The organism is Stenotrophomonas sp. TWI809 (assembly GCF_039673205.1).
Classification (GTDB): domain Bacteria; phylum Pseudomonadota; class Gammaproteobacteria; order Xanthomonadales; family Xanthomonadaceae; genus Stenotrophomonas.
The window spans coordinates 86,743-107,758 of the sequence record NZ_JBDJLE010000003.1; the positions used below are offsets into that span (position 1 = coordinate 86,743).

Consider the following 21,016-nt stretch of genomic DNA (forward strand, 5'->3'; position numbering starts at 1 on the left):
CAGCCAGCCCCATCTCAGTGGGATATCTCCTGGTTGGAACGAGCATTCATGATGCAGCTGTCGATTCTTGATCTGGCGCCGGTCTGCGAAGGCAGCGACACCACGCAGGCCTTCGCCAACATGCTGGACCTGGCCCAGCACGCCGAAGGTTGGGGCTTCCACCGCTATTGGCTGGCCGAGCACCACAACATGCCCGGCATCGCCAGCGCCGCCACCGCGGTGCTGATCGGTCATGTGGCCGGGGGCACGAAGCGCATCCGCGTCGGTGCCGGCGGCATCATGCTGCCCAATCACTCGCCGCTGCAGGTGGCCGAGCAGTTCGGCACGCTGGCCTCGCTGTACCCGGACCGCATCGACCTCGGCCTGGGCCGCGCGCCCGGCACCGACCAGCCGACCGCCCGCGCACTGCGCCGCTACTTCGACAGCGCCGACCAGTTCCCGCAGGACGTACGCGAGCTGCTGCATTACTTCGAGCCGGCCCAGAAGGGCCAGGCCGTGCGCGCCGTGCCCGGTGCGGGCATCCCGGTGCCGGTGTGGCTGCTGGGCTCCAGTCTGTTCAGTGCGCGGCTGTCGGCGGCGATGGGTCTGCCGTTCGCCTTCGCCTCGCACTTCGCCCCGGACGCGATGGATGAAGCGCTGGCGGTCTACCGCCGCGAATTCCGTGCCTCGCAGTATCTGCAGGCGCCGTACGCGGTGCTGGGCTTGAACGTGGTCGCCAGCGATTCCGAAGCCGAGGCCAAGCGCTTGTTCACCACCCAGCAGCAGAGCTTCGTCAATCTTCGCCGTGGCCTGCCGGGTCTGATCCCGCCGCCGATCGACGACATCGAAGCGTTCTGGCAGCCGCACGAAAAGGCCGGCGTGCAGAACGCGCTGGCCTGTGCGGTGGTCGGTGACGTGCAGCAGGTGCAGGAAGGCCTCGCCGCGTTCGTCGCGCGACACAAGCCGGATGAAGTGCTGGTCACCGCCAACATCTACGACCACGCCGCGCGCAAGCGCTCGTTCGGGCTGGCGATGCAGGCGTGGCGCGCACTGCAGGTCTGAAACCGGTGCGGCGCGCGAAGAGGGCGTGACCGTGCGGTTCACGTCGCCGTAGCCGCCGATCAGCTGTGATGGTGGCTCCCCTTACAGGAGCCACCCCATGGCCGAGCACGATCGTCAGCAGCACATCAAACAACTGGCCGAACTGATCCGCGGCGTGGACATCGCGATGTTCACCACGGTCGGTGCGGATGGACGCTTGTTCAGTCGTCCGTTGGGCACACAGGAAGTCGAGTTCGATGGCGACCTGTGGTTCGCCACCGGCGCCGACAGCCCGAAGATCGCGGAAATCACCGCCAACCCGCGCGTCAACGTGGCCTACGCATCGCCGTCGGGCAATACCTATGTCTCGGTCTCGGGTACCGCGCGGGTGGTCAATGACCGCGCCAAGATCGACGAACTCTGGTCGCCGGCGATGAAGATCTTCTTCCCCGGCGGCAAGGACGACCCGAACCTGCGTCTGATCCACGTCAGCGCCGAATCGGCCGAATACTGGGATGGCCCCGGCGGCCTGCTCGGCAAGGCACTGTACTTCGTGCTGTCGGCGGTGACCGATGATCCGGGCGCGATGTCCGACACCGGCACGGTGGATCTCAAGCCCGGCGCGTAGGTGCCGACTCGGTAATTCGGCAGGTACCGACCGCTGGTCGGTACTTCGGTAGGTACCGACCGTTGGTCGGTACTTCGGTAGGTACCGACCGTTGGTCGGTACTTCGGTAGGTACCGACCGTTGGTCGGTACTTCGGTAGGTACCGACCGTTGGTCGGTACTTCAGAACCAGCGCTGGAACAGATCCACCGTATAGCCCACCAGCTGCCCCGAACTGAAGCCGAAGAACAACACGGCGGCCACCGCGCCGATCCAGTTGAGCAGCATCAGCACGCCATCGCGTTCCAGCAGTGCCAACGCGAAGAGCAGCAGCTGGAAGCCGAACAGATAATTGGTGAGCGGGATCGGCAGCGACAGCAGCACCCCGGTCAGGATCAGCAACAGGCCACTGAAGGCATGCGCGGGCAGCGGTACCAGCAGCCCGGGCATCCGCGGCTTGAGCAGGCGGTCCAGCCGCCGCAGCGGACGGTCGATGCGCTCCAGGAACCGATGCATGGTGCCCCGCTTGGGTCCGCGGTTGCGGATGAAGCCGGGCAGCCAGGGGCGGCGCATGCCGCACAGCATCTGCGCGCCGATCAGCACCACCAGCGGTCCACTGACCGCACCGCCCAGCCCGGGGATCGGGATGAAGGCCGGCAGGATCGCCACGAACAGGAACACACCGAACGCGCTCTGCTGCAGATCCTGCAGGATCTGGCCCAGCAGCAGCCGTTGCTCCGGGTCACCGTGGTCGAACATCGCCAGCAGGGTACGGATACCCTCGTTGCGGTACTGCGGCCGCGTCGGATCCGGCGGCGTCGGCTCAGCCGGTGATGTCATCGGCTTCGTCTTCGCTCAGGGTGCGCAGCAGCAGCTTGTCGACACGGGCACCGTCGAGATCGACGATCTCGATGCGCCAGCCGGCCCAATCGAAGTACTCGCCCGCATGCGGGATGCGCCCGAAATAGTGGATGCACATGCCGGCCAGCGTGTAGTAGTCGCCATCATCGGCATCGGGCAGCTCGGCGTTGCCCATCAGTTCGCGCAGGTCTTCGATCGAGAGCGAGCCATCGACCAGGTAGGAGCCGTCCTCACGGGTCACCACCAGGGCGTCCTCGTCCACGTTCTCCACCGACTGCAGGCGGCCGACCACCGCGCCCATCAGGTCGCTGATGGTCACCAGGCCCTGGATCTCGCCGTACTCGTCCACCACCAGCGCCATCGACTGCTGTTCCTCGCGGAAGATCTCCAGCAGCTTCATCGCATGGGTGGACTCCGAGACGTACAGCGGCTCGCGCAGGTTCTGGAACAGCGAATGGTCATCGCGCACCAGGCGCGTCACCAGGCTCTTGACCTCCAGCACACCGACGATGTCCTGATCGTTGCCGCGGAACACCGGATAACGCGAGAATTCGTTCTCGCGCATGGTCGCGATGTTCTTTTCCGGCTCGGCCAGCGTATCCAGCCAGGCGATCCGGTTGCGCGGGGTCATCAGGCTGTCGGCGGTGCGGTCGCCCAGGCGCATGACGCGGTTCATCATGTCGCGCTCATGGGCGTCGATCACGCCGGCCTCGTGGCTTTCGGCCACCAGCATGCGGATCTCTTCTTCCGTCACCGAGGCCGATTCGTCCTTGCCCAGGCCCAGCACGCGCAACACCAGCCGGGTCGAGTGGGACAGCAGCCAGACGCCGGGCGCAGCGATCTTCGCCAGCCAGCTCATGGGCAGCGCCACCAGGCCGGCGATGTCCTCCGAACGGGTCAGGGCCAGCCGCTTGGGCACCAGTTCGCCGAAGATCAGCGTCAGGAAGGTGATCAGGGCCACGGCCAGGGTCTTGCCGACTACGCCGGAATACGCGAACGCCGGGAACATGCCCTGCAGCCACTCGGCGATGGTCAGGCCGATCGCCTCGCCACCGAACAGGCCGGTCAGGATGCCGATCAGGGTGATTCCGATCTGGACCGTGGACAGGAAGTTCTCGGGCTTCTCGGAGAGCGCCAGGGCGCGCTCGGCGCGCTTGCTGGAACCTGCCATCTGCTTCAGCCGGCTCTTGCGCGAGGTCATGACCGACATCTCGGACATGGCGAAGAAACCGTTCAGCAGGATCAGGGCGAGGACAATAATCAGTTCAAACACGGGCGGCTTCCCCGGTTGGTGGCAGGGAGGGCGTGTTCAAGCGATGTCGGCTACCGGAGGGCGCGTAAGCGCGGCGGTGCAGCGGGGGGTAAGGGTCGTCGTCCATAGAGTGCACCCGAAGGTGCCCGCGCATCTTAACAAAAGGCCGGGGCAGGGGTGCAAATAGAGTCGTTCAGACGGGGCCGTCCCAGTGTGAAGAAGGGGGGGAGTACCCGGAACAGACATCAAACCGTCATAATTCCGCCCGGTGCCGTCCTTCCTCGACGGCGAATAGGTTTCTCAATGTTCTCTCTGCAGACCATTTTTGGCTCCGGCAAACAGTTCTATACCCTGCTGGACGAGGCTGCCCAGGCCGCCCAGGACAGTTCCAAGGCGCTGCACTCCATGCTGCGCGAAGCGGACCGCCAGCCGGCGCTGGACGCCTTCAAGCTGGCCCGCCTGCGCGAGCGCGCGGCTTCGGACAAGATCAGCCAGGCGCTGGTTGACAGCTTCATGACCCCGATCGAGCGCGAAGACATCGAAGCGCTGGGCTCGGCGCTGTACAAGATTCCCAAGCAGATCGAGAAGTTCGCCGATCGCTACTCGCTGGCCACCCAGCATCTGGAACACATCGATTTCGCGCCGCGCGCGGCGATGTTGGAACAGGCTGCCAGCGTGGTGGTGGAGATGGTCAACGACCTGCGCCACATGAACCTGGACCGGATGACCGCGCTCAACGAGAAGCTGCGTTCGCTGGAAAACGAAGCCGACCGCCTGATGCTCGAGCTGTACCGCGACATCTACTCCGGCCGCCTGGACAGCCTGCAGATGTTCCTGCTCAAGGAATTCTTCGAGATCCTGGAAAAGGCCATCGATCGTTGCCGCGAGGCCGGCGTGGTGGCGTACCAGATCGTCTTGAAGAACAGCTGACGGACGCCACAGCATGCTGACCCTTGTCCTGGTGGTGATCCTGGCCGCGCTCGTTTTCGAGTTCATCAACGGCTTCCACGACACCGCCAACTCCATCGCCACCGTGGTGGCGACCAAAGTGCTCTCGCCCGGCTGGGCGGTGATGCTCGCCGCGTTCATGAACTTGATCGGCGCGCTGACCGGCACCGCCGTCGCGCTGACCATCGCTTCGGGCCTGCTCAACACCAACGTGGTCGATGTGACCCCGCAGGTGATCCTGTGCGCGCTGCTGGGCGGCATCATCTGGAACCTGATCACGTGGTGGAAGGGGCTGCCGTCCTCGTCCTCGCACGCCCTGATCGGCGGCCTGTGCGGCGCCGGCCTGGCCGCTGCCCACAACAACTGGGATGCCCTGATCTGGTCCGAGCGCATCGGCACCTGGGCCCAGAACAAGGGCCTGCTGTGGAAGGTGTTCCTGCCGATGATCACCTCGCCGATCGCCGGCTTCCTGCTCGGCATCGCGGTGATGCTGCTGCTGTGGGGCATGATCGCCGGCATGGCGAAGATCGGTGGCTTCCTGGGCCGTCTGGCCCGGCCGCGCATCGTCAATGCGTTCTTCGGCAAGGCGCAGATCGTGTCGGCGGCCTACATGGGCTTCGCCCACGGCCACAACGATGCGCAGAAGACCATGGGCATCATCGCCATGACCCTGATCGGCGCCGAGGCAACCGGTGCGCTGAACGACCTGCCGTCCTGGCTGGCGTTCATGCACCCGGATGCAACCGCCGGTGACGGCATCGCGATGTGGATCGTGCTGACCTGCGCCGTGGTGATGGCCGCCGGTACTGCCTCGGGCGGCTGGAAGATCATCAAGACCCTGGGCCACAAGATGGTCAAGCTGCACCCGATCCACGGCTTCGCCGCGGAAACGAGCTCGGCCACGATCCTGACCGTGGCGGCGCACTTCGGCATGCCGGTCTCGACCACCCACAGCATCTCCACCGCGATCATGGGCGTGGGCTTCGCCAAGAACCCGCGTTCGCTGCGCTTCGGCGTGATCGAGCGCATCGTGTGGGCGTGGATCCTGACGATCCCGGCCGCCGGCGGCTGTGCGTACCTGATCCTGCGTCTGTTCGAACTGTTCGGCTGGGCCTGATCGGTCCACGCGCTTGAACATCGAAAAGCCCGCCGGAAGGCGGGCTTTTTCGTGGGGCACCGCGGATGCAGTGGCCGGAATGGCCGGGGGTGTTTCGTGCGACGGTCACCCCGACACTGCGCTGCCTGGCCTCTGCCACTCCCGTGCCAGCAACCCATACACCGCCGAATCCGATACTTCGCCGGCGACCCGCCAGCGCTCCCGCAGCAGTCCCTCGCGCTGGAAGCCGAGCCGCGCCAGGACCTTCGCCGAGGGCACGTTGCGCGGATCAATCTCCGCTTCCAGGCGACGCAGGCGCAGCACATCGAACAGATACGCCACGAACCGTGACAGCGCCTCGTGCATGTAGCCCTTGCCCTGCGCCGACGGCGCCAGGTGATACCCGATCTCCGCACGCCGGGACGTCTCGTCGATCGCGAACACCACCACGATCCCCAGCAGCGGCCCGTCCACACGCTCCCGGATCGCCAGCTTCAACTGCGTGCCCGCATCGAGCGCGGCCAGATCGTCGAGGATCTGCACATAGGCCTGCTTGAGGTCGGTCCAGGGCGCGTGGTTCCAGTAGCGCATGCCCGCCGGGTCGGACTAGATCGCAAACAACGCCTGTGCGTCTGCCGCGCGGATGGCGTTGAGCACCAGGCGTGCGCTGTCCAGCTGCAGGTTGGGGTCGAACGGCATGTGGGTTCCTGTGACCGAGGTGCGGCCACGGTAGCCGCTCCTGCGGGGTGTATCCATGCCTAGCGTAATGGCCGCGGCAGGCAACCCAGGAAAAAACCCGCCGGAAGGCGGGTTTTCAATGTCACAGCAAACCGATCAGACTTCCAGCGAGGCCAGATCGCCCTTCTTCTCCAGCCAGCCCTTGCGGTCGCTGGCGCGCTTCTTGGCCAGCAGCATGTCCATCAGCGAATGGGTCTGCTCGCCGTCATCGATGGTCAGCTGTACCAGGCGGCGGGTATCGGGATGGATGGTGGACTCGCGCAGCTGCTGCGGGTTCATTTCACCCAGGCCCTTGAAGCGGGTCACGCTGATCTGGCCCTTGATCTTCTCGCGCTCGATCTTGTCCAGCATCGTGCGCTTCTCTTCCTCGTCCAGGGCGTAGAACACCTGCTTGCCCACGTCGACACGGAACAGCGGCGGCATCGCCACGAACACGTGGCCGGCATCGACCAGCGCCGGGAAGTGCTTGAGGAACAGCGCGGTCAGCAGGGTCGCGATGTGCAGGCCGTCCGAGTCGGCGTCGGCCAGGATGACCACCTTGCCGTAGCGCAGGCCGGCGATGTCGTCCTTGCCCGGGTCGCAGCCGATCGCGATCGCCAGGTTGTGCACTTCTTCGGAGGCCAGCACGCTGCCCGAGGACACTTCCCAGGTGTTGAGGATCTTGCCGCGCAGCGGCAGGATCGCCTGGAAGTCCTTGTCGCGGGCCTGCTTGGCACTGCCGCCAGCGGAGTCGCCTTCGACCAGGAACAGCTCGGTGCGCGACAGGTCCTGGCTGATGCAGTCGGCCAGCTTGCCGGGCAGGGCGGGGCCCTGGGTGACCTTCTTGCGGGTCACCAGCTTCTCGGTCTTCAGACGCGCACTGGCGCGCTCGATGGCCAGCTGGGCGATCTGTTCGCCCAATGCGACGTTCTGGTTCAGCAGCAGGCTGAAGGCATCATGCGCTGCGCCCTCGACGAAGCCTGCGGCCTGGCGCGAGGACAGGCGTTCCTTGGTCTGGCCGCTGAACTGCGGATCGGTCATCTTCAGCGACAGCACGAACGACACGCGGTCCCAGACGTCTTCCGGGGCCAGCTTGACGCCACGTGGCAGCAGGTTGCGGAAGTCGCAGAACTCGCGCAGCGCCTCGGTCAGCCCGGTGCGAAGGCCGTTGGCGTGGGTGCCGTGCTGGGCGGTCGGGATCAGGTTGACGTAGCTTTCCTGGACCAGCTCGCCTTCGGGAATCCAGGCCAGGGCCCAGTCCACGATCTCGTTTTCTTTCTTCAGGTGGCCCACGAACAGGTCGGCCGGCAGCATCTCGCGCTCGCCGAGCTCGGCCTTGAGGTAATCGCTCAGGCCATCTTCGTAGTACCAGGTGTCCTGCTCGCCGGTGGCTTCATCGTGCAGCTTCACGGTCAGGCCGGGGCACAGCACGGCCTTGGCGCGCAGCAGGTGGCGCAGCGCACGCAGGTTGTACTTGGGCGTATCGAAGTACTTCGGGTCGGCCCAGAAGCGCACGCGGGTACCGGTGTTCTTCTTGCCGACGCTGCCGACCACTTCCAGCGGGGTGGCGCGGTCGCCGTTGCGGAAGGTGATGCGGTGTTCGCTCCCCTCGCGCTTGATGTGCACTTCGACCAGGGTGGACAACGCGTTGACCACGCTGACGCCCACGCCATGCAGGCCGCCGGAGAAGGTGTAGTTCTTGTTGTTGAACTTGCCGCCCGCGTGCAGGCGGGTCAGGATCAGTTCGACGCCGGGGATCTTCTCCTCGGGGTGGATGTCCACGGGCATGCCGCGGCCGTCATCGCTGACTTCGCAGCTGCCGTCCTTGAACAGCGTGACTTCGACCGTGTGGGCATGTCCGGCCAAGGCTTCGTCGACGGCATTGTCGATGACTTCCTGCGCCAGATGGTTCGGGCGCGCGGTGTCGGTGTACATGCCGGGGCGGCGCTTGACCGGGTCCAGGCCGGACAGGACTTCAATATCGGCGGCGTTATAGCGGGCGTTCATCTGTCTTCATAAAGCGCAATGCGACGGCGAAGTTTGCGGTCTGGACGGGTTTTTTGCACGCCACACGTTCAGGGGGCGGCCGACCGGGGCGCGATAGACTGTGCTGGATGGGAAACCGGAGCCTCCGGCGCCCCATTCCATGCCATACCGCGAGGAGCACCCCATGAAGAAGTTGCTGACCATCGTTGCCATCGCCGCCGCCGTCGTGGCCGTGCCCATGGCACTGGCCCAGAACGCCGGACAGGGCCAGCCCACGCCGCAGCAGGGCGAACAGGCCGACAGGGCCCAGGCGGAAGCGGACGCCAAGGCCAAGCGCCGCGCCGCCGCCACGGCCGAAATGAAGGCCAAGGGCGAGCAGGCCCCGCAGAAGGAAGAGGAAGAAGAAGCGCGGAAGAAGCGATAAGCGCTTCGCGCTGACGCTTCCCCACGGTTTGCGCGGCAAACCGTGGGCCCCGCTCACCCTCTCTTCCACATCCCCGCGCCTGTCGGCGCGCCCCCTTGAACGCCAAGGGGGCTCTCCACGACAGAGACCTGGGGATCTGAAAAAGTACGCAACATGAGCCCCGGTATCGCGCCGGGGCTCTTCTTTTTATGTGAAGACCGTCATCCGCCCCTTGGGCTGGAGGCCGTCAATCTGTAAACTATGGCTTTCCGGGAGTAGTGCGTGTCATCCATCAGCGAATGGACTGGCCTGATCGTGCGCGATCGCCAGCAGGGTAGGCAGGAGGTGACGGTCCAGACAGCGGCCGGCACGGCTGACCCGACGTCGCTGACCCACTCCCGCACCGCATCCCCCCTGATCCCGGTCCTGGCGCGTGAAGACGCCGCCGCCAGCCGGATCGCCTCGATTTCCCCCTTTACGTCGTCCGTCGCCCTGCGCGCCGGCGCCGTTTCCCCCTTCCTGACAGGACACCCCCAGCCATGACTCCCTTGATCTTCGTAACCGGCGGCGTAGTGTCCTCGCTCGGCAAAGGCATTGCCGCCGCGTCGCTTGCCGCCATCCTCGAGGCCCGCGGCCTGCGGGTGACGATGATGAAGCTTGATCCGTACATCAACGTCGACCCGGGCACCATGAGCCCGTTCCAGCACGGTGAGGTCTACGTCACCGATGACGGCGCCGAGACCGACCTGGACCTGGGCCATTACGAGCGCTTCGTGCGCACCCGCCTGAGCCGCAAGAACTCGGTCACCACCGGCCGCATCTACGAGAACGTGATCCGCAAGGAGCGCCGCGGCGACTACCTGGGCGCCACCGTGCAGGTCATTCCGCACATCACCGATGAAATCCGCCGCTGCATGGACGAGGCCACCGAAGGCTTCGACGTGGCGCTGGTGGAGATCGGTGGCACCGTGGGCGATATCGAGTCGCTGCCGTTCCTGGAGGCGATCCGCCAGGTGCGCACCGAGCGCGGCCCGGAGAAGGCGCTGTTCATGCACCTGACCCTGGTGCCGTACATTGCTGCGGCCGGCGAGCTGAAGACCAAGCCGACCCAGCACTCGGTCAAGGAACTGCGCTCGATCGGCATCCAGCCGGACGTGCTGCTGTGTCGTTCCGAGCAGGTGGTGCCGGATTCGGAGCGCCGCAAGATCGCCCAGTTCACCAACGTCTCCGAGCGCGCCGTGATCAGCGTGCCGGACGTGGACGTGCTGTACCGCATCCCGATGGGCCTGCACGCGCAGGGTCTGGACGACATCGTGGTCAACCAGCTCAAGCTCGGCGACAAGGCCGGCCCGGTCGATCTGGCCGAGTGGGAAGCGGCGGTGGATGCCACGCTGCACCCGCTGGACGAGGTCACCATCGCGGTGGTCGGCAAGTACGTCGATCACCAGGACGCCTACAAGTCGGTCGGCGAGGCGCTCAAGCACGGTGGCCTGCGCCAGCGCACCAAGGTCAACCTGAAGTGGCTCGAAGCGCAGGAGCTGGAAGACAGCGACCTGGCCGCGCTGAAGGATGTCGACGGCATCCTGGTGCCGGGCGGCTTCGGCGACCGTGGCTTCGAAGGCAAGGTGCTGACCTCGCAGTTCGCCCGTGAGCAGAATGTGCCGTACTTCGGCATCTGCTACGGCATGCAGGCCGCAGTGGTCGATTTCGCCCGCCATGTGGCCGGCCTGGAAGGTGCCAACAGCACCGAGAACGACCGCCAGTCGCCGAACCCGGTGATCGGCCTGATCACCGAATGGCGCACCGCCACCGGCGATGTGGAAAAGCGCGACGACAAGAGCGATCTGGGCGGCACCATGCGCCTGGGCCTGCAGGAACAGCGCCTGAAGCCGGGCACGCTGGCCCGCGAGCTGTACGGCAAGGACGTGGTCTCCGAGCGTCACCGTCACCGCTACGAGTTCAACAACCGCTACCGCACCCAGCTGGAAGATGCGGGCCTGGTGATCGCCGGCAAGTCGATGGATGACACCCTGGTGGAAGTCATCGAGCTGCCGCGTGACCAGCACCCGTGGTTCCTGGCCTGCCAGGCGCACCCGGAGTTCCTGTCCACGCCGCGCGAAGGCCACCCGCTGTTCATCGGCTTCATCCGTGCCGCGCGCGAGCGCAAGGCCGGTGGCAAGCTGGCACAGGACGCAGCCGCCTGATCGGCATGCCGCACTTGCAGTGGGGGCCGTGTGCCCCCATTGCAGAGCGCTAATCACCCACGGCGGCTGGCCTGGCCAGTGTTCGCCGGACAACAAGGAAACGCCATGAAACTGTGTGGATTCGACGTCGGGCTGGACCAGCCCCTGTTCCTGATCGCCGGCCCGTGTGTGATCGAGTCGATGCAGCTGCAGCTGGACGTGGCTGGCAAGTTGAAGGAAATCACTGATCGCCTCGGCATCAACTTCATCTTCAAGTCGAGCTTCGACAAGGCCAACCGCACCTCGGGCACCGCCTTCCGCGGCCCGGGCATGGAGGAGGGCCTGAAGGTCCTGGCCGAAGTGAAGAAGCAGATCGGCGTGCCGGTGCTGACCGACGTGCACGAATACACCCCGATGGACGAAGTGGCCTCGGTGGTGGACGTGCTGCAGACCCCGGCGTTCCTGGTCCGCCAGACCGATTTCATCACCAAGGTGTGCGCGACCGGCAAGCCGGTCAACATCAAGAAGGGTCAGTTCCTGTCCCCGTGGGACATGAAACCTGTCGTGGAGAAGGCCAAGGCCACCGGCAACCAGGACATCATGGTCTGCGAGCGCGGTGCCAGCTTCGGCTACAACAACCTGGTCAGCGACATGCGCTCGCTGTCGGTGATGCGCGATACCGGGTGCCCGGTCGTGTTCGACGCCACCCATTCGGTGCAGCTGCCGGGCGGGCAGGGCAACAGCTCCGGCGGCCAGCGCGAGTTCGTGCCGGTGCTGGCGCGTGCGGCGGTCGCTGTCGGTGTGTCGGGCCTGTTCGCCGAGACCCACCCGGATCCGTCCAAGGCGCTGTCCGACGGCCCCAACGCGTGGCCGCTGGACCGCATGGAAGAACTGCTCGAAACCCTGATGGAACTCGACGCGGTCACCAAGAAGCACGGGTTCTCGCGCTTCGCATGATGGCCGACGTTCCGGCGTCCCCCGCGGTGCGCCGCGGCTGGCGCGGCTGGACCTGGGGCTGGATCGCGCTGGGCGCGGCGATCGCCACCTGGTGCGGGGTGTTCGTGCTGGTGGTGCTGATGTTCACCAGCATGGGCTCGCCCGGTGATGGCGACAACGCACTGCGCGCGGTGATGCCCATGCTGTTGGCGACGCTGTCGCTGACCGGCACCGCCGCACTGGCCTGCGTGACCGCCAGCGTGCTCGCGTTCCGGCTGCGCCGGCAACCGGCCGGCGGCGGCGTGGCGCTGGCCCTGCTGGCGTTGTTGATGCTGGTGTTGTTGATCCCGTCGCTGACCTCGCGCCACGCCAGCGTGGCCGGGGTGCCGCCCGCCACCCTGCCGATTTGGCAAGTGACGGGTGTGCAGGGATAATCACGCGGCATGTTTTTTTTTGGCGCTGCGTTGGCGGCGCCTCCCCCTCTCTGACTGGTAACCGGCCCGCTATGACCACGATCCGCAGCATCCACGCCCGTGAAATCCTCGACAGCCGTGGCAACCCCACGCTGGAAGCCGAAGTCATCCTCGAGGACGGCTCGTTCGGTCGTGCCGCGGTGCCGTCCGGCGCCTCGACCGGCACCAAGGAAGCCGTGGAACTGCGTGACGGCGACAAGACCCGTTACCTGGGCAAGGGCGTGCGCAACGCCGTGTCCAACGTCAACACCACGATTGCCACGGCGCTGAAGGGCTTCGACGCCGCCGACCAGGAAGGCCTCGACCGCCGCCTGATCGATCTGGACGGCACCGAGAACAAGGGCCGCCTGGGCGCGAACGCGCTGCTGGGGGTTTCGCTGGCCAATGCCCACGCCGTGGCCGCCTCGAAGAAGCAGGCGCTGTGGCAGCACCTGGCCAACGGCCGCGACGTCACCCTGCCGGTGCCGATGATGAACATCATCAACGGCGGCGCGCATGCCGACAACAACGTCGATTTCCAGGAATTCATGGTGCTGCCGGTCGGCTTCACCTCGTTCTCCGAGTCGCTGCGTGCCGGCACCGAAATCTTCCATTCGCTCAAGTCGGTGCTCAAGGGCCACGGCCTGAGCACGGCGGTGGGCGACGAAGGCGGCTTCGCGCCGGACTTCCGCAGCAACGTCGAAGCACTGGACACCATCCTGGAAGCCATCGGCAAGGCCGGCTACACCGCCGGTGAAGACGTGCTGCTGGGCCTGGACGTGGCCTCCAGCGAGTTCTACGAGAACGGCAAGTACAACCTGGTCGGCGAGAACAAGCGCCTGACCTCCGAGCAGTTCGTCGACTTCCTGGCCGACTGGGCTGCGCAGTACCCGATCGTGACCATCGAAGACGGCCTGGCCGAGAACGACTGGGCCGGCTGGAAGCTGCTGACCGACCGCATCGGCAACAAGGTCCAGCTGGTGGGCGACGATCTGTTCGTCACCAACCCGAAGATCTTCAAGGAAGGCATCGAGTCCGGCACCGCCAACGCGATCCTGATCAAGGTCAACCAGATCGGCACCCTGACCGAGACCCTGGAAGCGATCGCCATGGCGCACGCGGCCAACTATGCCTCGATCGTCTCGCACCGTTCGGGCGAAACCGAAGACACCACCATCGCCGACATCGCCGTGGCCACCACCGCCACCCAGATCAAGACCGGCTCGCTGTGCCGCAGTGATCGCGTGGCCAAGTACAACCAGCTGCTGCGTATCGAGGAAGCCCTCGGTGCCGGCGCGCGTTACGCCGGTCGTGACGCGTTCGTGTCGCTGAAGCGCTGATCCCATGCGCGACTGGCGCTGGCTGCTGCTGGTGCTCGCGCTGCTGCTCGGATGGCTGCAGTACCGCTTCTGGTTTGGGCCGGGCAACTCGGGCGAAGTGATGATGCTTGAGGCCCAGGTCGAGAACCAGAAGCGGGACAACGCCGGCCTGCAGCAGCGCAATGATGCGCTTGCTGCCGAGGTCAAGGACCTCAAGGAAGGCGAGGCCGCCATCGAAGAACGCGCGCGCAGCGAGCTGGGCATGATCAAGCCCGGCGAGAAGTTCTACCGCGTGGTCGAAGACGCGCCGGTGCCGCCACCGCGCGCGCCGACGGCCGTCACCGATCCGGATGCGCCGCACCAGGATGTGCCCTGATGGCGGGCATCTGGGCGGTGGTTCCCGCTGCTGGCCGTGGCACCCGCTTCGGTGGGCCCACACCCAAGCAGTATCTGCTGGCCGGCGACCGCGTGTTGCTGGCCCATACCCTTGAGGCGCTGCTCTCGCACCCGGTCGTGGCCGGAGTGATGGTGGTGGTCGCCGAGAACGACGCCGACTGGCCGGGCTGGCAGTCACTGGCGGACAAACCCATTCTGACCTGCATCGGCGGTGCCACCCGCGCCGGCTCGGTGCTGGCCGGCCTGCATGCGTTGCCCGATGACGTGCGCGCGGACGATTTCGTGCTGGTGCACGACGCCGCACGCCCGAACCTGGCCGCTGCCGATCTCGGTCGCCTGCTGGAAGTCGGCCGTGCCGACCCGGTCGGCGCGATCCTGGCCGCGCCCGTGCGCGACACGCTCAAGCGTGCCGGCGATGACGGCGGTATCGATGCCACCGAGCCGCGCGAACGGCTGTGGCGTGCGCTGACCCCGCAGCTGTTCCGCCGCCACCAGTTGGCGCGCGCGCTGCAGGAGGCGGCTGACGCCGGCGTGGAGGTCACCGACGAGGCCATGGCCATGGAGCGCCAGGGGCTGCGCCCGCTGCTGGTGGAAGGCAGCGAAGACAACTTCAAGGTCACCACCCCGGCTGATCTGTCCCGTTTCGAATTTGTGTTGTCGCGTCGCGAACCCTGACGTCCGCACGCGCCACACCCAACCGCAGGTTCTTGCAATGACCACCCCCCAGTTTCCTCCCTTCCGCATCGGACAGGGCTACGACGTCCATGCCTTTGGCGAGGGCGATCACATCATGCTCGGCGGCATCCGCGTCGCGCACAGCTGCGGCGTGCTCGCGCACAGCGATGGCGATGTGATCCTGCACGCCCTGTGCGATGCCATGCTCGGTGCGCTGGCGCTGGGCGATATCGGCGTGCATTTCCCGCCGACCGACATGCGCTGGAAAGGCGCGGACAGCGCGCACCTGCTGGATCATTGCAACGGGCTGCTGCGCGAGCGCGGCTGGCAGGTCGGGAATACCGACATCACCGTGATCTGCGAGCGGCCCAAGGTCGGTCCGCACGCGCTGGCCATGCGTGAGCGCATCGCTGGCGTGCTCGGCATTGCATTGGACTGCGTGAGCGTGAAGGCCACCACGTCGGAGAAGCTGGGCTTCACCGGCCGCAGCGAGGGCATCGCCGCCCAGGCCAGCGTGCTGTTGGTGGCCCTGTGATCCCGTTGCCGCTGGCGTTCGGTGCGCCGCTGCTCAGTGCGAAGATCCGCACCACGCCCGAGGATTTCCAGGTCGACGAACTGCCGGCGTTCGAGCCGAGCGGTGAGGGCGAGCACCTGCTGCTGACGATCCGCAAGCGCGGGGCGAACACCGTGCACGTGGCCAAGGTGCTGGCCAGGTGGGCTGGCCTGCCGGACATGGCGGTCAGCTACGCGGGCATGAAAGATCGGCACGCGGTCACCACGCAGCGCTTCAGCGTGCACCTGCCCAAGCGCGTGGCGCCGGATCCGGCGCTGCTGGCCTCGGACGAGATCGAGGTGGTCGAGTCGACCTGGCACAACCGCAAGCTGCAGCGCGGTGCTCTGGCTGGCAACCGCTTCAAGCTGGTACTGCGCGATGTGCGCGGCGATGCCGCGGCCATCGAAGAGCGCCTGTCCCATATCGCCTCGCGCGGCCTGCCGAACTGGTTCGGTGAGCAGCGCTTCGGCCGCGACGGCGGCAACGTGCCGGCTGCGCTGGCCATGTTCGGCGGCCGCCGCATGCGCCCGGACCAGCGCTCGCTGCTGCTCTCGGCCGCGCGCTCGGCACTGTTCAACCAGGTGCTGGCGGCGCGCGTGGAGCAGGGCAACTGGGACACGCCGCTGGACGGCGAGGTCTGGATGCTCGATGGCAGCCGCAGTGTCTTCGGCCCGGAGCCGTGGACGGATCTGTTGGCCGACCGCCTTGGCCGCTTCGACATCCACCCCAGCGGCCCGTTGTGGGGCGAAGGTGAGCTGCGCAGCACCGGCGCCGCCGCCGAACTGGAACTGGGCGCGGTCGCGGACGAGCAATCGCTCGCGCTGCGCGCCGGCCTGGAAGGCGCCCGCCTGAAGCAGGAGCGCCGTGCGCTGCGCCTGCGTCCGGCCATGCTGCAGCATCAGTGGCTGGCCGCAGATGTGCTGGAACTGAGCTTCGCGCTGCCGCCGGGCTGCTATGCCACCGCGGTGCTGCACGAGTTGGGCCCGGTGGAAGACGCCAGCCAGTCCGATACCTGAGCCGCGTAGAGCCGACCGTTGGTCGGCTGCCTCCCGTCCGGCACCGGAAATTGTGTAGAGCCGACCGTTGGTCGGCTGCCTTCCGTCCCTGCACCGGAAAACCTGCACCGCTCAGCCGACCAACGGTCGGCTCCACCTCAGCCGACCAACGGTCGGCTCTACCTCAGCCGACCAACGGTCGGCTCTACCGCGCGCGGTGCATGGCGGTGATTCCGGGCCCGTCGTTACCGGTTCGCCAGCAGCACCAGTACCGCGCCCGTCCCGCCTTGACCGGCGGGCGCGGAATGAAACGCCAGCACATCGTTGCGCAGGCGCAGCAGCCGATCGACCAGATTCTTCAGCACCGGTGCGCCGCCATCGGACTGCAGCCCCTTGCCGTGGATGATGCGCACGCAGCCGTACTCATGCGCATGCGCTTCCACCAGGAACTGCCGCACCAGCGCCTCGGCCTGGGCCACGGTCGCACCATGCAGGTCCAGTTCGTCCTGCACGGAGTACTGGCCGCGCTTGAGTCGCTGGAACATTCGTGGCGGCAGGTTCTCGCGCCGGTAGCTGGCCGTATCGCCAGCCTCCAGGGGGCTGCTGTCGCGCAGCAGCCGGGCGAATTCCCCGCGTGCGTCCTGTTCATCCTGCTCGGCCATCCGTGCACGCGGCTTCGGCCGCGGCGCGGCCGGCGGCGGGGTGACCACCTTGCGCAGCGGTTTGACCTCGCCGATAGCGGCGCGGAACAACGCGGCAGGATCTTCGTCTTCAGGATGTGACATGCGTACAGCCTAATGGGCGGGGAGGGCGATGCCTACCGTTATCGGGGTAGGACGATCTGTCCGCTTGCGGCACAATAGCGGACGCACTTGCGCGGTCGTCATGCTCCCAAGGGGGCACGGCCACCGCCGCCAACAGTGGGAAGTGATGGAATCGAAGTCTTGAAAAATCAAGCGGTTAAATCGCAGATGCGGATTCTGGTCAGCAACGATGACGGTGTCGATGCACCGGGCATCAAGATGCTCGCCACGGTTTTACGTGACGCCGGTCATGAAGTGACCGTGGTCGCCCCCGATCGTGATCGCTCAGGCGCCAGCAATTCGCTGACCCTGGACCTGCCGATCCGCATGAAGCGCATCGACCACTACACCTGCTCGGTGGCCGGCACCCCGACCGATTGCGTGCATCTGGCCCTGACCGGCATGCTCGAGTACGAACCGGACATGGTGGTATCGGGTATCAACAACGCCGCCAACCTCGGCGACGACGTCATCTACTCCGGCACCGTCTCGGCGGCGATGGAAGGGCGATTCCTCGGCCTGCCCGCCGTGGCGATGTCGCTGGTCACGCACAACCACGAGCCGCGTAACTTCGACACCGCCGCCCGCGCCGCGGTCGAGATCGTCACCCGGCTCAAGGCCGACCCGCTGCCCGCCGACACCATCCTCAACGTCAACGTGCCGGACCTGCCGTGGAGCGAGGTCCGTGGCTTTGAAGTGACCCGCCTGGGCAACCGCCACCGCGCCGAAGGCTGCATTGCCCAGCGCGATCCGCGCGGCAATGAGGTGTTCTGGATCGGCCCGGCCGGGCGCGAGCAGGATTCCGGCCCCGGTACCGATTTCCACGCGGTCCGCAACGGCTACATCTCGATCACCCCGATCCAGGTCGATCTCACCCGTTACCAGGCCTTGGAGAAAGTGGCCAGCTGGGTGGCGGGGCTGACCGACGCGCTGGACCGGCCGGCATGACCCCGCGCCTGCGCCTGCAGCCCGAAGCCGTCGGCATCGGCATGACCTCGCAGCGGGTCCGTGATCGCCTGGTGGATCGCCTGCGCGATGCCGGCATCGCCGACGAAGCCACCCTCAATGCCATCCGCGTGGTGCCGCGCCATCTGTTCATCGACGAAGCGCTGGCGTCGCGTGCCTACGAAGACACCGCGCTGCCGATCGGGCACGGGCAGACCATTTCCCAGCCCTGGGTGGTCGCGCGCATGACCGAAGCGGTGCTGCAGTCGGCGCCGAAGAAGGTGCTGGAAGTCGGCACCGGCTCGGGCTACCAGGCCGCTGTGCTGGGCGCGATCGGGCTGGAGGTCTACACGGTCGAGCGTATCGGTGATCTGCTGCGCCAGGCGCGCAAGCGCTTCCGTGCGCTGGGCATGAACATCCGCAGCAAACATGACGATGGCCGCATCGGCTGGGCCGAGCACGGTCCTTACGATGCGATCGTGGTGACCGCGGCCGCACCGGCGCTGGTCGATGCGCTGGTCGAACAGCTTGCCGTGGGTGGCCGCCTGGTCGCGCCGGTCGGCGGCCCGGGCGCGCAGTCGCTGATCCAGTTGACCCGTCGCGATGACGGCAGTGTTGAACAGCAGGTACTGGCGCCGGTCACGTTCGTACCGCTGCTGTCTGGCATGCTGGACTGATTCCAAGGAGCGTTGCGTCATGAAGATTTTTGGTCCGCTGTACGAGCGGGCAATGAAGTGGGCCGCGCACGAGCGCGCGCCGACCTATCTGACGGTGTTGAGCTTCATCGAGGCGATCATCTTCCCGGTGATGCCCGAGGTGATGCTCGCCCCGATGTGCGTGGCCCAGCCCAAGCGCGGCTGGTGGTTCGCCACGCTCAGCCTGGCCGGTTCGATGGCCGGTGCGCTGGTCGGCTATGCGCTGGGCCACTTCGCCTTTGAAGCGCTCAAGCCGGTGTTCGCCGCGCTGGGCATGTTGACCAGCATCGAAGGCGGCATCGCCATCGTGCAGGCCAAGATGGCCGAGTCGCCCTGGGCGGTGTTCACCTTCCTGGTGCTGGGCGGCTTCATGCCGATCCCGATGAAGGTCTTCACATGGGCATCGGGTATCGTCGGCGTGCCGTTGCCGCAGTATTTCCTGAGCATGTTGATCGGCCGTGGCAAGCGCGTGTACGTGCTGGCGGCGGTCATTCGTATTGGCGGGCCGCGCGCGGAAGCTGCGCTGCGCCGTTGGATTGAACCGCTGGGCTGGATCGCGACCGCGCTGGTGGTCGTGCTGGTGGCCTGGCTTGTATGGAGAGCGAAGTTCGCATGAGTGCTGATCGTTTGAGCAAGGGAGTGCGCACCGGCGCGCTGCTGCTGGTGGTGTCGGCGCTGAGCGCCTGTGGCACCGCCACCGTGGTGCGGCCTTCGGGCTCGGGCGGTGTGGCCCACAGCACCCCGCAGACCTCTGTGGCCAAGCCCGGCCAGACCGCTGTCGTCCGTCGTGGCGACACGTTGTATGCACTCGCGCGCATCCACAACATCACCCCGCGCGATCTGGCCGCCTGGAACGGGCTGGCCGAGCCCTACACGATCTATCCGGGGCAGTCGCTGCGGCTGTTCCCGGGCGGCAGTGGTGGCAGTCCGGCCCGCGCGCCGACCACCGTGGTCACCGCGCCGCGGCCGGGCAGCACCGCGCCGGCCGCCACCCCGTCGCCGACCACCGCGATCAAGAGCAACATCAGCTGGCGCTGGCCGGCCGATGGCGCGATCGTCGGCCGTTTCGTCGCCGGTGAAGCGACCAAGCAGGGCGTGGACATTGCCGGCACCAGTGGCCAGCCGGTCCGCGCGACCGCCGCCGGCGTGGTGGTCTACTCCGGTGCCGGCCTGGTCGGTTTCGGTGAGCTGATCATCATCAAGCACAGCGATCAGTGGCTGTCAGCGTATGGTCACAACCGCAAGCGCCTGGTCAACGAAGGCCAGAGCGTGAAGGCCGGCGAGCAGATCGCGGAGATGGGCCGCACCGGCGCCGCACGCGACATGCTGCACTTCGAGATCCGCTACAACGGCAAGCCGGTCGACCCGCTGCTGTACCTGCCGCCGAAGTAAGCACGAAAAAGGCCGCCTCAAGGGCGGCCTTTTCTGAACGGAAATCCCGGTCTCACCCCTTCAGGATGAACGCCGCGGCCACCTTGCGGCCCTCGCTGGCAAGGATGTTGAAGGTCCGTGCCGCCGCCGGGTTGTTCATCACTTCCAGGCCGATCCCGCGGGTCAGGCACGCGGCCATGACCGCGGCCGGCGGGAACACCTGGGTATCGCCCGTGCCCAGCACCACCAGCGCGGGGTTCAGTGCCAGCACCGGCTGCAGGTCTTCCGGGGTCAACTGGGCGATATTGGCCACCGGCCACGCTTCGATCAACGTGTCCGGGGCGAGGATGAAACTCGCGGCCAGGGTCCGGTCATTCACTTTCGCACTGCGGCCATCGGCGGCACGCAGGGCGTAGGCGTAGTCGGGGATTTCGTGGCTCAGCTGCATGGGCGTTCCGGGATCAGCCGCGCGGCAGGACGATCTGGCGCTGTTCCTTGCTCGGGCGGTACAGCACGGCCACGTGGCCGATACGCTGCACCAGCGCGCTTTCGCTGGCACTGACCAGCTCGGCGATGAGGGCGTCGCGGGCCTCGCGGTCTTCGGCGGCAACCTTGACCTTGATCAGCTCGTGGCGCTCCAGCACCTCTTCCAGTTCAGCCAGGAAGGCCGGTGTCACCCCCTTGCCGCCGATCTGGAGCAGGGCTTTCAGATCATGCGCGTGGCCGCGGAGGAAACGGGTTTGGGAAGAAGTCAGGGCGATAGCCATTCAGGAACAAGCGGTTAACTGGGGCGATCAGGGTATC

Annotated in this window: 24 protein-coding genes and 1 pseudogene; 18 read left to right on the plus strand and 7 right to left on the minus strand. The window is 66.6% G+C overall.

Annotated elements, in window-relative coordinates; all coding sequences use genetic code 11:
- Nucleotides 1-48: 48 nt before the first annotated feature.
- Nucleotides 49-1,041 (plus strand): LLM class flavin-dependent oxidoreductase, encoded by a 993-nt coding sequence (locus ABE472_RS03445; protein ID WP_346465493.1) that lies wholly within the window; start codon nt 49-51, stop codon nt 1,039-1,041.
- Nucleotides 1,042-1,138: 97 nt separating this feature from the next.
- Entirely contained in the window at nt 1,139-1,648 is a 510-nt protein-coding gene (locus ABE472_RS03450; protein ID WP_121041737.1) for a pyridoxamine 5'-phosphate oxidase family protein, read from the plus strand.
- Between the two features lie 161 nt (nt 1,649-1,809).
- Here ABE472_RS03450 and ABE472_RS03455 read toward each other — a convergent pair whose 3' ends face one another.
- Together ABE472_RS03455 and ABE472_RS03460 are read right to left on the minus strand one after the other, a co-directional pair.
- Entirely contained in the window at nt 1,810-2,466 is a 657-nt protein-coding gene (locus tag ABE472_RS03455) for an exopolysaccharide biosynthesis protein (RefSeq protein ID WP_313217854.1), read from the minus strand.
- Nucleotides 2,450-3,760 (minus strand): hemolysin family protein, encoded by a 1,311-nt coding sequence (locus ABE472_RS03460; protein ID WP_346465496.1) that lies wholly within the window; start codon nt 3,758-3,760, stop codon nt 2,450-2,452. Before ABE472_RS03460 ends, ABE472_RS03455 begins: the two co-directional genes overlap by 17 nt.
- 282 nt (nt 3,761-4,042) lie before the next feature.
- Here ABE472_RS03460 and ABE472_RS03465 point away from each other — a divergent pair, with 282 nt between their 5' ends.
- Both ABE472_RS03465 and ABE472_RS03470 read left to right on the plus strand, forming a co-directional pair.
- On the plus strand, nt 4,043-4,669 hold the full coding sequence (locus ABE472_RS03465; protein ID WP_121041743.1) for a DUF47 family protein: 627 nt from the start codon (nt 4,043-4,045) through the stop codon (nt 4,667-4,669).
- Between the two features lie 13 nt (nt 4,670-4,682).
- On the plus strand, nt 4,683-5,804 hold the full coding sequence (locus tag ABE472_RS03470) for an inorganic phosphate transporter (protein WP_121041745.1): 1,122 nt from the start codon (nt 4,683-4,685) through the stop codon (nt 5,802-5,804).
- Between the two features lie 105 nt (nt 5,805-5,909).
- Here the strand turns inward: ABE472_RS03470 and ABE472_RS03475 are convergent.
- Nucleotides 5,910-6,482: pseudogene (locus ABE472_RS03475) on the minus strand (GNAT family protein).
- 135 nt (nt 6,483-6,617) lie between these two features.
- Complete coding sequence (parE, locus tag ABE472_RS03480) at nt 6,618-8,507, minus strand: DNA topoisomerase IV subunit B (RefSeq protein WP_313212009.1); 1,890 nt, start codon at nt 8,505-8,507, stop codon at nt 6,618-6,620.
- 163 nt (nt 8,508-8,670) lie between these two features.
- Between parE and ABE472_RS03485 the strand changes: the two genes are divergently transcribed.
- The 10 genes from ABE472_RS03485 (at nt 8,671) to truD (ending at nt 16,419) form a co-directional block, all read left to right on the plus strand.
- Nucleotides 8,671-8,910, plus strand: coding sequence for a hypothetical protein (locus ABE472_RS03485; protein WP_313217859.1), 240 nt, complete (start codon nt 8,671-8,673; stop codon nt 8,908-8,910).
- A 261-nt stretch (nt 8,911-9,171) separates the two neighbouring features.
- Nucleotides 9,172-9,432, plus strand: a complete 261-nt coding sequence (locus tag ABE472_RS03490) for a hypothetical protein (protein ID WP_313212007.1) — start codon at nt 9,172-9,174, stop codon at nt 9,430-9,432.
- Nucleotides 9,429-11,093 (plus strand): CTP synthase, encoded by a 1,665-nt coding sequence (locus tag ABE472_RS03495; protein WP_313212006.1) that lies wholly within the window; start codon nt 9,429-9,431, stop codon nt 11,091-11,093. The genes ABE472_RS03490 and ABE472_RS03495 overlap by 4 nt, the downstream gene beginning before the upstream one ends.
- Before the next feature lie 105 nt (nt 11,094-11,198).
- Nucleotides 11,199-12,029: a 3-deoxy-8-phosphooctulonate synthase gene (gene kdsA / locus ABE472_RS03500; RefSeq protein ID WP_088433181.1), complete on the plus strand. Its 831-nt coding sequence runs from the start codon at nt 11,199-11,201 to the stop codon at nt 12,027-12,029.
- Nucleotides 12,029-12,442 carry a hypothetical protein gene (locus ABE472_RS03505; protein ID WP_346465497.1) on the plus strand — a complete coding sequence of 138 codons (414 nt, stop codon included), beginning with the start codon at nt 12,029-12,031 and terminating at the stop codon, nt 12,440-12,442. The genes kdsA and ABE472_RS03505 overlap by 1 nt, the downstream gene beginning before the upstream one ends.
- Before the next feature lie 71 nt (nt 12,443-12,513).
- On the plus strand, nt 12,514-13,800 hold the full coding sequence (eno, locus tag ABE472_RS03510) for a phosphopyruvate hydratase (protein ID WP_121041757.1): 1,287 nt from the start codon (nt 12,514-12,516) through the stop codon (nt 13,798-13,800).
- 4 nt (nt 13,801-13,804) lie between these two features.
- Entirely contained in the window at nt 13,805-14,155 is a 351-nt protein-coding gene (gene ftsB / locus ABE472_RS03515) for a cell division protein FtsB (RefSeq protein ID WP_121041759.1), read from the plus strand.
- Nucleotides 14,152-14,850 carry a 2-C-methyl-D-erythritol 4-phosphate cytidylyltransferase gene (gene ispD / locus ABE472_RS03520; RefSeq protein ID WP_313212036.1) on the plus strand — a complete coding sequence of 233 codons (699 nt, stop codon included), beginning with the start codon at nt 14,152-14,154 and terminating at the stop codon, nt 14,848-14,850. The genes ftsB and ispD overlap by 4 nt, the downstream gene beginning before the upstream one ends.
- 37 nt (nt 14,851-14,887) lie before the next feature.
- Nucleotides 14,888-15,385, plus strand: a complete 498-nt coding sequence (ispF, locus tag ABE472_RS03525) for a 2-C-methyl-D-erythritol 2,4-cyclodiphosphate synthase (protein ID WP_123728899.1) — start codon at nt 14,888-14,890, stop codon at nt 15,383-15,385.
- Entirely contained in the window at nt 15,382-16,419 is a 1,038-nt protein-coding gene (gene truD / locus ABE472_RS03530) for a tRNA pseudouridine(13) synthase TruD (RefSeq protein ID WP_346463713.1), read from the plus strand. The genes ispF and truD overlap by 4 nt, the downstream gene beginning before the upstream one ends.
- Nucleotides 16,420-16,643: 224 nt before the next feature.
- Here truD and ABE472_RS03535 read toward each other — a convergent pair whose 3' ends face one another.
- On the minus strand, nt 16,644-17,183 hold the full coding sequence (locus ABE472_RS03535; RefSeq protein WP_346465499.1) for a Smr/MutS family protein: 540 nt from the start codon (nt 17,181-17,183) through the stop codon (nt 16,644-16,646).
- A 186-nt stretch (nt 17,184-17,369) separates the two neighbouring features.
- Between ABE472_RS03535 and surE the strand changes: the two genes are divergently transcribed.
- The 4 genes from surE to ABE472_RS03555 are packed head-to-tail and all read left to right on the plus strand — an operon-like array spanning nt 17,370 to nt 20,233.
- Complete coding sequence (gene surE / locus ABE472_RS03540; RefSeq protein ID WP_313217870.1) at nt 17,370-18,149, plus strand: 5'/3'-nucleotidase SurE; 780 nt, start codon at nt 17,370-17,372, stop codon at nt 18,147-18,149.
- Nucleotides 18,146-18,823 carry a protein-L-isoaspartate(D-aspartate) O-methyltransferase gene (locus tag ABE472_RS03545; protein ID WP_121041772.1) on the plus strand — a complete coding sequence of 226 codons (678 nt, stop codon included), beginning with the start codon at nt 18,146-18,148 and terminating at the stop codon, nt 18,821-18,823. The genes surE and ABE472_RS03545 overlap by 4 nt, the downstream gene beginning before the upstream one ends.
- 19 nt (nt 18,824-18,842) lie before the next feature.
- On the plus strand, nt 18,843-19,457 hold the full coding sequence (locus ABE472_RS03550; protein WP_121041774.1) for a YqaA family protein: 615 nt from the start codon (nt 18,843-18,845) through the stop codon (nt 19,455-19,457).
- Nucleotides 19,454-20,233 carry a peptidoglycan DD-metalloendopeptidase family protein gene (locus ABE472_RS03555; RefSeq protein ID WP_313211998.1) on the plus strand — a complete coding sequence of 260 codons (780 nt, stop codon included), beginning with the start codon at nt 19,454-19,456 and terminating at the stop codon, nt 20,231-20,233. The genes ABE472_RS03550 and ABE472_RS03555 overlap by 4 nt, the downstream gene beginning before the upstream one ends.
- A gap of 52 nt (nt 20,234-20,285) precedes the next feature.
- On the opposite strand, the gene ABE472_RS03560 is transcribed toward ABE472_RS03555, so the two are convergent.
- Nucleotides 20,286-20,660: an Mth938-like domain-containing protein gene (locus ABE472_RS03560; RefSeq protein ID WP_346465501.1), complete on the minus strand. Its 375-nt coding sequence runs from the start codon at nt 20,658-20,660 to the stop codon at nt 20,286-20,288.
- A 13-nt stretch (nt 20,661-20,673) separates the two neighbouring features.
- Nucleotides 20,674-20,979, minus strand: a complete 306-nt coding sequence (yhbY, locus tag ABE472_RS03565; protein WP_019183325.1) for a ribosome assembly RNA-binding protein YhbY — start codon at nt 20,977-20,979, stop codon at nt 20,674-20,676.
- Nucleotides 20,980-21,016 lie beyond the last annotated feature (37 nt).

Coding starts and splice junctions, on each gene's coding strand:
- ABE472_RS03445 (WP_346465493.1), top strand. CDS start 49: ATGATGCAGCTGTCGATTCTTGATCTGGCGCCGGTCTGCGAAGGCAGC.
- ABE472_RS03450 (WP_121041737.1), top strand. CDS start 1,139: ATGGCCGAGCACGATCGTCAGCAGCACATCAAACAACTGGCCGAACTG.
- ABE472_RS03455 (WP_313217854.1), bottom strand. CDS start 2,466: ATGACATCACCGGCTGAGCCGACGCCGCCGGATCCGACGCGGCCGCAG.
- ABE472_RS03465 (WP_121041743.1), top strand. CDS start 4,043: ATGTTCTCTCTGCAGACCATTTTTGGCTCCGGCAAACAGTTCTATACC.
- ABE472_RS03470 (WP_121041745.1), top strand. CDS start 4,683: ATGCTGACCCTTGTCCTGGTGGTGATCCTGGCCGCGCTCGTTTTCGAG.
- parE (WP_313212009.1), bottom strand. CDS start 8,507: ATGAACGCCCGCTATAACGCCGCCGATATTGAAGTCCTGTCCGGCCTG.
- ABE472_RS03485 (WP_313217859.1), top strand. CDS start 8,671: ATGAAGAAGTTGCTGACCATCGTTGCCATCGCCGCCGCCGTCGTGGCC.
- ABE472_RS03495 (WP_313212006.1), top strand. CDS start 9,429: ATGACTCCCTTGATCTTCGTAACCGGCGGCGTAGTGTCCTCGCTCGGC.
- kdsA (WP_088433181.1), top strand. CDS start 11,199: ATGAAACTGTGTGGATTCGACGTCGGGCTGGACCAGCCCCTGTTCCTG.
- ABE472_RS03505 (WP_346465497.1), top strand. CDS start 12,029: ATGGCCGACGTTCCGGCGTCCCCCGCGGTGCGCCGCGGCTGGCGCGGC.
- eno (WP_121041757.1), top strand. CDS start 12,514: ATGACCACGATCCGCAGCATCCACGCCCGTGAAATCCTCGACAGCCGT.
- ftsB (WP_121041759.1), top strand. CDS start 13,805: ATGCGCGACTGGCGCTGGCTGCTGCTGGTGCTCGCGCTGCTGCTCGGA.
- ispF (WP_123728899.1), top strand. CDS start 14,888: ATGACCACCCCCCAGTTTCCTCCCTTCCGCATCGGACAGGGCTACGAC.
- ABE472_RS03535 (WP_346465499.1), bottom strand. CDS start 17,183: ATGTCACATCCTGAAGACGAAGATCCTGCCGCGTTGTTCCGCGCCGCT.
- surE (WP_313217870.1), top strand. CDS start 17,370: ATGCGGATTCTGGTCAGCAACGATGACGGTGTCGATGCACCGGGCATC.
- ABE472_RS03545 (WP_121041772.1), top strand. CDS start 18,146: ATGACCCCGCGCCTGCGCCTGCAGCCCGAAGCCGTCGGCATCGGCATG.
- ABE472_RS03550 (WP_121041774.1), top strand. CDS start 18,843: ATGAAGATTTTTGGTCCGCTGTACGAGCGGGCAATGAAGTGGGCCGCG.
- ABE472_RS03555 (WP_313211998.1), top strand. CDS start 19,454: ATGAGTGCTGATCGTTTGAGCAAGGGAGTGCGCACCGGCGCGCTGCTG.
- ABE472_RS03560 (WP_346465501.1), bottom strand. CDS start 20,660: ATGCAGCTGAGCCACGAAATCCCCGACTACGCCTACGCCCTGCGTGCC.
- yhbY (WP_019183325.1), bottom strand. CDS start 20,979: ATGGCTATCGCCCTGACTTCTTCCCAAACCCGTTTCCTCCGCGGCCAC.